Raw genomic sequence first — 13211 nt, forward strand, 5'->3', positions numbered from 1 at the left:
ATCATAAAACCGCCGCACACGACGCCCGTAAAGCGCGTGCCAGCGATAATGGACTACGAGCTCTTGCTCGATATGGGCAGAATGTCCGCCCGACTGCAATTACGAGAAAGAACAGTCTATTCGCCGGAAGCGAAGGCGGCGGCAATACATGGGCAACGATCGCAACCCTGTTGCAAACAGCAAAGATGAACGACGTCGACCCACTTGCCTGGCTTACTCAGACGTTAGTTCGCATGGCGAACCGATGGCCCGCCCAAGATATCGAAGCTCTCATGCCGTGGAACTTCAAGCCGGACGTTGTCGGCTAACCGCTTACGAAGTAACGGCCTCACGTCACCGCTTACGGTTTCCGCCGCGTTCGCACCGGCTCTGCCGTCAGAATTTCGAACGTACGACCATGATTCATATCTTCACTCATAGGATCCCCAGCATGATTCATGCTGAAAATGAGTGATTTCGCGTCTCGATACTATGTGGGGTCGCCTATGCGCTTACGCTTCATCCATGGTTTCAAGCATGGCATTAGCGCGGTCTCCAACCATCCGTCACGCTCCTATCGATCAACGAGCCTATCTCGCGGCTCAGATCACGAAAGAAAAGGTGGGCTGTTCGTTGGGCTCACAATTGAATGATTGAATGGGCAGACTCAGTCCGGTCAAATGGGGCACTCCACGATCACCGCGTGTGTTCTTATACCGTCGTTTGGGCCCCGCCATAGGGCCACCCCATTTAGTGCTGAGGGACGCCGTTCCTCGTGACCGACGTCCCGACAACCAAATTATATTATTTCGATCTCTGGGAAGGGGAATATGAACTTGCCGCCGTCTGCCAAGTATTCTCTTTCACGACGGATAATCCCATCCTTAAAATGCCACGGGAGCACCAAAAAATAATCCGGTCGCATAGCTCGGGCTTCGGCTTCTGAGATTATCGGAATATGTGTGCCAGGTGTAAAGCGGCCGAATTTGTCCACATTTACTTCGGCAATCGCAGGTATTTCGGCCGTCGACAGACCACAAAACTGAAGGAGGACATTTCCTTTGGTAGACGCCCCGTATCCTAGTACTTTTTTGCCGTCAGCGACGAGGCGTTTAAGCAAATTTGACAAATCTGTTTTGTGCCTGAATACACGCTCTTCGAAATCTCGAAACGGCTTAGGCGTTCCAAGTCCCATTGAATCTTCCTGAGCTAAAAGCCAATCGATAACAGGCGAATTGATTTTCAGACTTTTGTTGCTATTGTGAGTTGCAGTTACTGCAAAACTTCCGCCGTTGATATTATTCATAATAACGTCTACCAGCTTGAGCCCGGCAGCTTCGAGGATCTTCTTCATTACCCCGAGGGAATAATATTCGATGTGTTCATGACATATCGTGTCATAAGAATTTGTCCGAAGCATTGATGGCATGTAACTCTGCTCAAAATGCCAAATACCATCGGGCGCAAGAATCTCTGCAACTTGACGCGCAAATTCAATCGGATCCTCTAGATCGTAGAACATGGCAATCGAAGTCACTATTTTTGCAGACTTGTTGCTCACCGACCTAAATGCATCCGCAGAGAAAAAGTCGGGAACAAGCTTAATGTCGACAGGATAATAGCTAGAGAATTTCGTTCCCGTGGGATCGATGCCGATTCTGCCCAATCCCGGCGTGGCGTAGGCTTTCAATGTTGTGCAGTCGTTGCTGCCGATATCGAGAATAACATCCCCACTCTTAGGTCCCACCATTCTTTCGAGATAACGAACCTTGCTCGTTAAGTGATCGACCATTGATTGGTTGAGGCCCGACCTGTATCCATAGTTGTCTCCGTACATTTCTGTCGGATCATACGAATGCTTCAGCTGCAACAAACCACTCGAAGGTGACCAAACGAGCTCTAGAGGCCCCGTCGTAACTTGTTCGTCCGGCGATCCTGGAAACACACCTGTTAGCGCTTGGACGCCCAGATTCAGAACTGAAACGAGATCCTCTTTGCCGCCAACTCTGCATTTGCTTATTGCGTTGTAACGTGCTTGCACCAAAATTGGCTTCCTTTCTTGACGTGTAGACATGTGCTTTATCGGCTTAATCGGCTTTCAAAGCCATCCAACTACACTTGGTTGTTTGATTTGGCGATATCCGATCGTACATAAATCTCGTTTGGCTCTATTGTCTTCGACAAGGCGTACCAGGTGATGTTATGTTTCCTCGATAGCGATCGCCGCCGGATTATTTCCATCGAACCTTTTGGTTTTTTGGATTTGTGCGCCCCCGAGAATGGCGAGGAGATACCCTTGGCCAACAGGCGAAGAAAATGCGGCGATCGGCGAAAAGTGTCTTCTAACAAGGAACACGCAACGCTAATATTTTCGCTGTGGATCCTATAACAGCGAATCGCCTCGTCGCGAACCGTTTCGGAGATGTCGAAGGCACCTAGTGAATAACCTAGACCGTCGACGAGAACGCGTTTGAATGCAAACTGCTCGGAGATAGGTACAATGGATGCCATGATCTCGACTTTTCAGAGGATCAATCGGACCTAACAGAGACCCTCTCGGCGTGAAACTCGTAATTGCATAGACAACACACCGACAGAAGTCCAGAGCAAGGACTCTTTAATTTCAGCCGGAAAATGACGAAGGTTGCGTTGCGGATTGCTTAGGAGAAGGTGTGGGAGCATCCAATGTGAAGAGCCAGTCGGCACCGCTCCCTTCCTGCAACGTCATGGATGCGCGTTATATTGCTGGGGAGTCGGGGGCGAGTGAATAGCTCGAAGGAACTTCACTTGCCGGCATCTCGCAGAACGGTGTGGAGTAGCCCATTACCACCGTTTATTTTCCGATAGCTTTAAGAGAGTGGACGATGTGCCGACTCGACAATCCGGTCCAGCCTGTGTCCGGCTAAGTCGGAGTCTTCCAGCCCAGGCTCTGCTGGCCGCCAAAATTCAATGATGAGATATCGCAACATTTGCGACCCAGGACCGGGGAGCCACGCTAAGAGCACCAACTCCGAACTCACGGGTTGTCGGGAAGAATTGTTCGCGCCCGTTTTCGCAAATGCCGGCCTAGATTCCGGCAAACCAATGTCCTGCATGGATCGGATGCGAAGCAGTATCAGACCGCAACAACCTTCCCCAACGGCGCGTGCGCGTCGTCGAGCAGCTTCAGCTTCTTCTTCTCCGGCGGTGGCCTGCCGGCATGCTTTATATGCTAGAGTACAGCAGCGGCCGATCCCTGCCTTGCGGCAGATAGGGGATCGGGTCGAAAATGGATCCGCAAATCGCTCGACAACAATCTGCCGGGATCTTGGCGGCGTAAATACGTAGCGAAACCTTATCGCCAGCGATGATGACCGGGTGGACTGACGACGTGAGCCGAGGTAGTCAAGTCGTCGGGTTGGGTAGCTCGCCCGCCCCAACTTCTCGTGATGCTCACGCATCTCTCCTTGGTCGCGCATTTCTTCACATCTCAGGATGAGTGCTATTAAAGAAATTAATGCCGGTCGTTGTCATCAGAATTCAAACGAGCTAAATGGCGCTTGAAAATTAGCAGCCGACCGCAGCGACGCCGTGCAACATTGTGCTTGTTTGACTCAGTGCAGGCAGTAGCCGTGGCAAGAACGGAGACAGAAAGTGGCGAAGAGAGCGTTGATAACAGGCGTAACAGGTCAAGATGGCGCCTATCTTGCGGAACTACTACTGCAGAACGGCTATGAAGTTCACGGCCTTGCCCGGCGATCAAGCTCTTCCGACGTCAATCTTAGCCGATTGCAATGGCTGGGTATCGAGCGCGAGGTTCAAATTGTCGATGGGAATTTGCTGGACCTTTCCGGCCTCATTCGAACGATGCGGGACGTCAAGCCTGACGAAGTCTATAATCTTGCCGCACAGTCATTTGTGAAATCCTCCTGGCAGCAGCCTATTTTGACGGGTCAAGTTACGGGTCTTGGTGTGACGAATGTGCTCGAAGCCGTTCGTTTGGAGAGTCCCGGCGCCCGCTTCTATCAGGCATCCTCTTCCGAGATGTATGGTCTTATTCAGGAGCCGATGCAGTCGGAGACGACTCCATTCTACCCGCGCTCGCCCTATGCAGTCGCGAAACTTTATGCCCATTGGCTGACGGTCAACTATCGCGAAAGTTTTGGCGTACATGCCTCGAGCGGTATTTTGTTCAATCATGAATCTCCTCTGCGTGGCATTGAGTTCGTGACCAGAAAGGTCACCGATTGCGTCGCTCGCATAAAGCTCGGCCGCGCAACAGAGCTCCGTCTCGGAAACATTGACGCGAAGCGGGATTGGGGGCATTCGAAAGACTATGTCCGCGCCATGTGGCTGATGTTGCAACAGGATGTGCCCGACGATTACGTTATTGCGACGGGACGCACGACAACAGTGCGCGATATGTGCGCGATTGCCTTCAAACATGCTGGCCTCGATATGGATAAACATCTCATCATCGACCCCGCGCTCTTCCGTCCCGCGGAAGTAGACATCCTCCTCGGTGACGCGACCAAGGCTAGGCAGAAATTCGGCTGGGAGCCCAAGATCACGCTCGAAGACATGATCGTCGAAATGGTTGAAGCCGATTTGAAGCGGCTCAAGAAGTGATACTTGGTACCAACTCCTAGGGCCTGTCCATGCCTCGCGAACATCGCATTCTCATAACTGGCGCCAGCGGCTTCGTCGGTGCTTGGTTGGTGCGCGAGCTTGAGGCTCGCCGCCTTCAGCGCAACATCGATCTGACGGTATTGACCGTAGGTCACGGCGAGGCTTCGGCTTTCACTGCCGATATCTCCGATAAGAGCCAAGCGGTGGCGCTTATCGGAGCCACTCGCCCCTCGGCGGTCATTCATCTTGCAGCAATCGCCGCCCCCGCCGATGCTCGCAGGGCTCCCGATCGTGCATGGGACGTAAACTTTCGCGGAACGATGAATCTCGCCTACGCGACAATGGAACTCGCACCGAATGCGCGTTTCATTTTTGCAGGTAGTTCGGAGTCATATGGTGCCTCTTTCATCGAAAAGGCCGGTGCACCCATCGACGAGGATACTGCGCTCAAACCTATGAGCGTTTATGGTGCGACAAAAGCCGCTGCAGACATGCTGCTCGGTCAGCTCGCCCACGACGGACTGAAGACAATACGTTTTCGCCCCTTCAATCATACCGGTCCGGGCCAAACCGAGGCCTATGTCGTACCCGCATTTGCTAAGCAGATCGCTGAGATTACAGCAGGCCTTCGCGCACCCACTCTTAGCGTTGGAAATCTTTCGGGATTTCGAGATTTTCTTGATGTGCGCGATGTTGTGCGGGTGTATGCCGACGCCGCGCTCGGCAGTCTCAGGCCAAACATCGTTGGCAAAGCATTCAATCTGTCGTCAGGGCGACCGACGCAAATCCGCGAGATACTCGATCTCCTCATAGAGCTGTCAAAATTGCAGGTCGATATTGAAATCGACCCCGAACGCTTGAGGAGTTCCGAAGTTCCGATTGCATCGGGTCGGAACGAGGCTGCCCTCGAGGCTTTCGGATGGAAGCCCCAAATCGAGTTGCGCGACACACTCAATGACGTCTTGGCAGAGTGGCATCTGCGCGTGAAGTCTCGATAATGCCGGAATGCGCGGTGCACCACATTGCCTAAGGGCCGGAGATAGAGATTTGCTGAAATGCATCTGGAATTACCGACATTTCATCATCGCCTCCGTCGAGGGAGAGTCGCGGGGACGCTTTGCACGATCCCGCGTTGGGGATCGACGGCTCCGCGCATTAGCAGAAGAACTTCCCGCATCGCGCAACCCGGAGGCTGTCATCGGGGCACAGTTGCATAATGCCCACCAGAGCCTTTCATGGCGGCTGACGCGCCCTCTGCGCGAACTCAATGCTCTGAAAGCTAGATTGCTCCGACTGCCCCGGCAAAGTGTAAGGATCCTCCTTGACCAGATCATTCGCTGGCTTTCCCGCCATCCCCAATGGAAAGACAGATGCCTCCGGCTGCTTTATCGCTTTCCAAAAATTAGGGGCAAACTGGAAGCATTTGCGAGATCGCGTGGATATGGCGTAACGCTGCACGGTTTGGATGTCGGTCGCGAAGCAGAATGGTATATCGACGCGCCCAAGGGCACTTCGGGCCGGTGGAAACAACTGCTCGAAGATATTCCAACAAAAAGCGAGAGATAACAGCCTATGCGGCTATGGATTGATGGTCAGTGTTTCCAGACGGCAAGCAGATTGCGAGGGATCGGGCGGTACGTACAGGAGCTGATACTTGCAATTGCAGATAACCATCTCGACGTTGAACTTCTTGTTTCGCTCAATGCTGCCATGCCGTTGGAAGCCCTGGCAGCGCGCGATCATCTGCAGAAATGGATCAAGCCCGCCAACATCCATATGTGGCATGGCGTTGCAGAAGGGGGCGAAGCAATCAGCGGCTATACGGAAAAACGGCGGTTAAGTGAGGTGGCACTTGCCTATCATGTCGCCTGTTTGAAGCCTGATATAGCACTCTCGACAAGCCCTTTCGAAGGTGTCGGAGAAAAGGCCGTCCCACTTGTTCCGAACGACATCTCGGGAATGCCAATTGCTTCCATCTTCTACGATGCGATCCCCTATCGCTATCCGCAGCAATATCTCCCGTCTTCTGCGATGCGAGCATATTACCATCGACGCCTCGCGCTCTATTCGCGATATGACTTGAACCTTTGCATCTCGGAATATTCCCGCAACGAATGCGTTGAAATCTCAAAGAACCACCGCTCCATTAACATACTCGCCGGCGTCTCGAAGGATTTCATCGACGCGATCGACCATCCCGACGCCAAGATGCGGAATTCGATCGAGAAGCCTTTCATCCTTTATGTCGGCGCACTGGACTGGCGGAAGAATGTGAAGTCCGCCATCCAAGCCTTCGCGCAGCTCCCTTTGGATGTACGAGATCGCTATAGTTTCGTCCTAGCTGGGGATCATCCGCGAGCGCTCCTGAAGGACGAGGAGGACCGTTGGAAGAGGCTTGGTCTTCCAGAACAAGATCTTGTGGTTCTCGGCCATGTTACCGACAGCCAACTCGTTTCACTTTATAAAGCGACAGATCTGGCAATTCAGCCCTCCTTGCTTGAAGGTTTCGGTCTTACTGCCCTCGAAGCAATGACCTGTGGCGCGCCCATCATCGCCTCGAACACGGGTGCTTTACCGGAGGTCATCGGCGACGAAGGACTCCTGTTCGATCCCGCCGATGTGAATGACATCGCTCGGGCGATGGAGCATACCCTCACCCATCCCGAAGCGACAAAGGCGGTCGCCGAAAGGCAGCGTTGCCGTGCACAGGAATTCAGCTGGGCGAAATCTGCAGCCATTGCGGTCGAGGCTTTGAAGGAAGCTGCAGCTGCAGTCACCGTGGGACCTGTCAGCGCCGAAGCCTCCGTGTCCGCAATCCAAAAGACTGTGCTCCGAAACCTCGAAGAAACAGCCATTCCGACCGACGCAATCGCCGAAACGCTGGCGCGCTCTGAAAAAGTGACCTCCACCGGCACACGGCTCATCGTCGATGCGACGGCCACGTATCGTATCGACCACAAAACTGGTATCCAACGCGTGGTCAAAAATATCTGCGCCAATCTTGGGGTTCAGGACGAAGGCAAAAGCGGCGGGATCGAAAAGGTAATTGCATATAGCAGTTCGTCCGACGGCTGGTTCAGCATTCCCAGTACTCTGGAGAAGTCAGCCAACCTGTTCGCCTTCAGAGAAGATAATCGGCTGCATTTCTCCTCCGATGACCTAATTTTGATGCTCGATAGCTCCTGGGAGTTTTACAGACACCATTATATGACATTGCGCTCCGCCCGCTTGCGAGGAGCCCGTGTAATCTCGTGCCTCTATGATACTATCCCGCTGCGGTTTCCGGCATTTTGCAACCCGACCATGCCGGCGATTTTTTCCGCCTGGTTCCAGGCGGCCTTATCCTATTCGACGGCATTCGTCTGCATCTCGAAGGCCGTCGCTGACGAGCTCACTGCCTTCCTCGAAGCAATCCAGTTTCCGAGAGAAATGAAGATAGGCTATTGGCATCTGGGAGCAGATTTCGCCGAAAAAGGCGGCGCCACTGAGATTGGTCCCGTTCGGCAAGATGAACGCCCGAGCTTTCTCATGGTCGGGACGCTCGAGCCGCGCAAGGGGCATGCGCTTGCCTTGGACGCTTTCGATATGCTGTGGAGCGAAGAACTGGATGTTAAGCTGACGATTGTCGGAAAACCCGGGTGGGGAGTGGAACATCTCCTTCACCGCGTTGAAAGTCATCCCGAGTACGGAAAGCGTTTATTCTGGCTTAATGGCATTTCCGATGAGAAACTGCTAAAAGCTTATGCTAATAGCGACGCCCTAATTGCAGCCTCCTACGCCGAAGGTTTCGGCCTTCCCATCGTTGAGGCCGGTCACTTCGGAAAGTCGGTTATCGCCAGCGATATCCCCGTTTTTCGCGAGGTTGCCGCACGCGGCCAGAATTGCCGTTTCTTCACAGTGGGTTCACCGGTAGCTCTCGCAGAGACTATCCGAGAGTTCTTGACATCACACCGTGATCCGCCCACCGCGGAAGCAGACGACAAATGGTTGAGCTGGAAGGAGAGTGCCGACGAATTGCAGCAGATTGTACTCAGCGATACCTGGTATCGGACATATCGACCTGCGTCGGACAGAACTTATGTGCCGATAAGCGATATCGGCAACACCAAAATGCAAGAGGTACTGCGCCCGGGCGACACCCAGCACAAACTCGAGCTGATAGAGGGACCTATTGCCAGCGGCGACCGCCGCCTGCTGAAATATACGGTCCGTATCACCAACCTGTCCACAAAGCTCTGGACGAGCGCCGGCGCTGACAATGGCTCGTTTGCCGTGACGGCGAGGTATCGCGTTTTCGCAAAAGACAGAAAGGCGATCTCCGCCAACAGTTCCCGAACTTCGATTCCTTTTGTACTTGCGCCAGGTGACAGCCTGTATGTTTGCGTCGAGATTCCCCGGGACCTCAAAATGATGGGCGGCGCTTTTGCCGAAATAGGTCTTGTTCAGGAGGCCGCACACTGGTGGAGCGATCCATTGCGAGTGGTACTGTGACCTGATCATTATCCACAACAGGGCATGGGCGGTATTAGGCGGATGAAAATCGGCATTGACGCACGCAATTTCGTAACCAGCATGACCGGGATCGGGCGGTATGTCCTTGAAATGAGCCGTCATCTTGCACTCCTCGGTCACGACTTGCATTTTTACTTGCCCGAAGCTCCGCACCCCAATCTGAAGGTGCTACCAACGGGAAAACTGCGCGTGTCGCACTTTCCCGGAGGAATTCGGCGCATGGTCTGGGCACAGACCGAACTCCCCCGCCTTGCCGCGAAAGATGAGATTGACGTTTTTTGGGGGCCGGCACATCGTCTGCCTTTCGTTCTCCACCGCCGGATTGCGCGCGTGATTACAATTCACGATCTCGTTTGGCGGGACATGGCCAAAACCATGCAATGGCAGACCTGGATGGCCGATCGCTGGCTGATGAGACCGGGAGTCACCGTTGCAGACGAGATTGTTGCCGTTTCCGCCGCGACGGCAGACGTATTGAGAGATCAGTTTCCCGGATGTGACAAAAGACTGAACGTCATCTATCCCGGATTAACCGCGATTGGCAGCGAGAAAGAGCCGACGGACCTCTCGCGGTTTGGTATTGATCGCCCGTACATTCTTTTCGTTGGGACGCTTGAGCCCCGCAAAAACCTCCACAGGCTGCTACAAGCTTACGCTTCACTTCCTGAATCCACAAAAGATAGATTTCTTATTGTGCTTTCTGGTGGCCAAGGCTGGCGGCTGGGTGATCTAAAACTGCTCGTTGCAGGACTTGGAATTGAAGCGCATGTTCGACTCACGGGTTATGTGTCCGACGCCGATCTGGCGCAACTCTATGGCCACGCGAGGTTTCTTGCAATGCCATCCCTCTATGAGGGTTTTGGATTTCCTTTAATCGAGGCCAACTCATGGGGAGTTCCCGTGCTGACCTCAAACACGTCGTCGATGCCAGAGGTCGCTGGCAATGCGGGTATCTTAGTCGATCCCAGCAACGTTCAATCGATACGGGACGGCCTGCAGAGACTTGCGACTGACGATCCCCTATACGCTAATCTAGTTGAAAACTCCCGACCCAATGCAACTCGTTTCAGTTGGCAAGCGAGTGCGCTCCAGCTCGAGGCAGTATTCAATAAGGCTATCGTCGAGCGAGAAGCCCGACTACGGCAATATTAAACCGCACGGAGTTGCCGGAAGCTTCAACTCGTGAGAGATTAGAGCCGATATGAGCAAGACAACGAACAAATTTTCACCTGAAGTCCGCGCCTGAGCGGTGCGCATGGTTTTGGATCACGAAGGCGAGTATTTCTCGCGATGGGCGGCGGTGTCCTCGATCGCTGGCAAGATCGCTTGCACCGCGCGGACGCTCAATGCATGAAGAAGACCGAAGTCGACAGTGGGTCCCCGCCCGGAAACGACATCGCCGAGAAGATGAAGGCTCTCGAGCGAGAGAATCGCTTGTGTGGCTTCGGTCATTGGCGCCTTCGTTCGTCGCATCGTCGGCTGGTGGGTGAGCCGGATAGCGTGCGCGGGGTTCGTTCTTGATGCCCTGGGACGGGCCCATCATGATCGGCGCCTGGTCCATGGCGCCGGCCTCCTACACCATTCGGAGCGCGGCGTTCAAGGCAGGCTCAGCCTCTCAATCAGTGATTGTCCTTTCTTCTTTTGGATGCTGTGCTATATACGACAAAATGCATGATTAATTTAAGTCGCGCCAATTGATAGGAACAGTGAATGGCTGCCGAAAGTGATATCGACCTTGTCGTCAGAGATAAATTTTTCCCCAACGAATGGAACGGAACGATTGTTGAAGTAGGCGCTGCCAGACCCGACTACTTATCCGTGAGCGCCAGTTTCAGAGCAATGGGATGGAAAGTAATCGCTGTGGAGCCTAATCCGGAATTTTGCGAAGCACATCGTGCTGTCGGCAACGAAGTTCTGCAATACGCCGCAGGCAACGTCGATGACGATGACGTAGAGTTTTTCGTGGTCGATTCACACGGGGCCCCTTACTACGATGGTCCTGTCTCTTTTGAAAGCTTTTCCAGTCTTGGCATTAAAGGAAAATACGCGGAACTTATTCAAACGACGCATGTCTCGACCAGTGTAAATACTATAAAAGTCAAGGTTAGAAAACTTGATACGATACTAAGAAACCATCATCCAAGGCTTAGTCATGTCGATATTGTCGCGGTCGACGTCGAAGGATGGGAACTTGATGTCATGCGGGGGTTTAGCCTGAGTCGTTATCGTCCCAAGGTGGTGATCTTGGAGAACCTTTTTGATAGTAGTGAGTACGTCGAATACATGAAGGAGCAGGGATATAGCCTGTGGTCCAAGCTTCCGCCAAATGATATTTATGTTCGTGATAAACCAGCTAATGCCTGGGGTGCGTTGAAACGCAGACTGCGATTGCATAGAACAACGGTCTAATGGCATTCCCTTCTCATCAGCCATGCGAAATAATCAGTAGCGAGCTCGCCTAAGTGGTTCAGAGGCCGCGCGTGAACTTTCGGTAGGATGATAACTCCATGCTTCGCTCTGCGCTAAAACCTGTTACCCACGCGATCCGATCTGTCATGGGCACGAATGGTTTAGCGCAACGGGTGTCAGACCTTGAGTTGACGGTTCGTCAATTTGGCGCCGCGATTCATGCATCACCCACTTTGTCATTACCGGCTGACGGGACGGCGTCCGCCACGACGACATCAACACCTTCTCTCGATGTGAACTACCTACTTCACAATTCACGAGGCGCTTTGCTACGTGGCATGCCCTCGGGCGCACAGCGATTGCTGAGCGCAGGGTGCGCTGGCAAATGGTATTTTGATTGGGTTGAGGAGACGTATGGCCGCGTGGCGGAGCACTTGGGCATCGAATATTACATGCCGAAGCCTGAGGGCCTCGCGGACAACGTCACCTGGATCACAAATACCGCGTCCGACATGTCAGCGGTAAAGAGTGCCAGTTGCGACTTGGTGTTCTCAGGGCAGAATCTGGAGCATCTCTGGCCTGAAGAGGTTTCAGGTTTCATACTGGAAGCCGCGCGGGTACTTAGGTCCGGTGGTCACCTGGTGGTTGACAGCCCCAACCGGCTGCTGACGGCACCACTGAATTGGAGCCACCCGGAGCACACCATAGAACTCACGATTGAGGAAGTGACGGCATTGATGCGCTTGGCTGGTTTTGAAATCACTGCGGCCTACGGCATATGGCTGTGTCGGGACTCTCGGACCGGTGAGGTGCTGCCGTTCGATCCAAACCAACCTACACCCGGCTGGTCCATCATCGAGCGCTTGATCATCGCACGCGACAGACCAGATGACTCGTTCATCTGGTGGGTCGAAGGAGTGCGGAGCGATCGCACACCTGATGCTGCGGCCACGCATTCTATGATGGCCGATTTGTTCCGCAGTCACTGGCCTGAACGAGTTCAGCGTCTGGTGGTTCCGGCCGGTCGCGAACTACGGCAATCGTCCGAAGGGGAATGGATTGAAGCTTGTGCCGGAGAAGTTGGTATTGTGATGCACGGGCCCTACATGCCGCTGCGGGCAGGCCGTTACCGAGTCACTTGGCAGATCCAGTCGCCGGCGAGCACCGAGTTGCCGATCGCGATCTGCGATGTGGTGGCGCTTGGCCTTGCGGAGCCCATCGCGTTCCAGGAGGTGCATACTGGTGACTCGCGTATTTCGCTCGAGATTGAGCTTCCCGATACTACGTTTGGTCTAGAGTTCCGTTGCGCGAGTACTGGAGGGGCGGCGTTTGCGGTGCTGAGGAAGATAGAATTGGAAGAGCATATCGCTTGACGGATCTGGGTCTTCGCCGTGGCTGGCGGCAGCCGTGGCGTGGCATCGACACCGAGGCCGAACATTCTCCCTCGAAGCACTGCAGCAGAATTGCTTGCACGTCTGGTTATCTCGGACCGTGTTCCTCGTCGTCCGCTCCTCCAGTAGGTGCTTGGCGTCGCAGACGGAAGCGGTGTTGAAACGGCTTGTGGTCTTTCATTATCCCCATCTCGGCTCGCAATTCTTAACTTGGGGAGTGTCAGGAATTCTGTGCGGTGGGCCGGTTTCATCAGTTGAAGAACCGTTCGCCGAAGATGACGGCGAACTGTGTCTTTGCCTCGACCCACTCCC

At 53.8% G+C, this 13211-nt stretch carries 9 protein-coding genes and 1 pseudogene; 9 read left to right on the top strand and 1 reads right to left on the bottom strand.

What is annotated here, in order from left to right; translation table 11 throughout:
- The coding region (locus PY650_RS34540; RefSeq protein ID WP_285884527.1) for a transposase domain-containing protein at positions 1–308 on the top strand (308 nt) is incomplete at its 5' end.
- 470 nt (positions 309–778) lie between these two features.
- Here PY650_RS34540 and PY650_RS34545 read toward each other — a convergent pair.
- Positions 779–2053 carry a class I SAM-dependent methyltransferase gene (locus tag PY650_RS34545; protein WP_285884528.1) on the bottom strand — a complete coding sequence of 425 codons (1275 nt, stop codon included), beginning with the start codon at positions 2051–2053 and terminating at the stop codon, positions 779–781.
- 1559 nt (positions 2054–3612) lie between these two features.
- Here PY650_RS34545 and gmd point away from each other — a divergent pair.
- The 8 genes and pseudogenes from gmd (at position 3613) to PY650_RS34585 (ending at position 12881) form a co-directional block, all read left to right on the top strand.
- Entirely contained in the window at positions 3613–4587 is a 975-nt protein-coding gene (gmd, locus tag PY650_RS34550; RefSeq protein WP_285884529.1) for a GDP-mannose 4,6-dehydratase, read from the top strand.
- A 29-nt stretch (positions 4588–4616) separates the two neighbouring features.
- The gene (locus tag PY650_RS34555; protein WP_285884530.1) at positions 4617–5585 is read left to right on the top strand and encodes a GDP-mannose 4,6-dehydratase; all 969 of its coding nucleotides are present in this window, start codon (positions 4617–4619) and stop codon (positions 5583–5585) included.
- Positions 5586–5634: 49 nt separating this feature from the next.
- Positions 5635–6153 carry a hypothetical protein gene (locus tag PY650_RS34560; protein ID WP_285884531.1) on the top strand — a complete coding sequence of 173 codons (519 nt, stop codon included), beginning with the start codon at positions 5635–5637 and terminating at the stop codon, positions 6151–6153.
- A 6-nt stretch (positions 6154–6159) separates the two neighbouring features.
- Positions 6160–9078 (top strand): glycosyltransferase family 4 protein, encoded by a 2919-nt coding sequence (locus PY650_RS34565; RefSeq protein WP_285884532.1) that lies wholly within the window; start codon positions 6160–6162, stop codon positions 9076–9078.
- Between the two features lie 42 nt (positions 9079–9120).
- On the top strand, positions 9121–10251 hold the full coding sequence (locus PY650_RS34570; protein ID WP_285884533.1) for a glycosyltransferase family 4 protein: 1131 nt from the start codon (positions 9121–9123) through the stop codon (positions 10249–10251).
- 103 nt (positions 10252–10354) lie between these two features.
- Positions 10355–10533 (top strand): annotated as a pseudogene (locus tag PY650_RS34575) (IS3 family transposase); the annotation flags it as partial.
- A 276-nt stretch (positions 10534–10809) separates the two neighbouring features.
- The gene (locus PY650_RS34580; protein ID WP_285884534.1) at positions 10810–11508 is read left to right on the top strand and encodes an FkbM family methyltransferase; all 699 of its coding nucleotides are present in this window, start codon (positions 10810–10812) and stop codon (positions 11506–11508) included.
- A 98-nt stretch (positions 11509–11606) separates the two neighbouring features.
- Complete coding sequence (locus tag PY650_RS34585) at positions 11607–12881, top strand: methyltransferase domain-containing protein (RefSeq protein WP_285884535.1); 1275 nt, start codon at positions 11607–11609, stop codon at positions 12879–12881.
- The last annotated feature ends 330 nt before the right edge of the window (positions 12882–13211 follow it).

It is taken from the genome of Martinezella calliandrae (assembly GCF_030272695.1).
Lineage (GTDB): Bacteria > Pseudomonadota > Alphaproteobacteria > Rhizobiales > Rhizobiaceae > Rhizobium > Rhizobium calliandrae.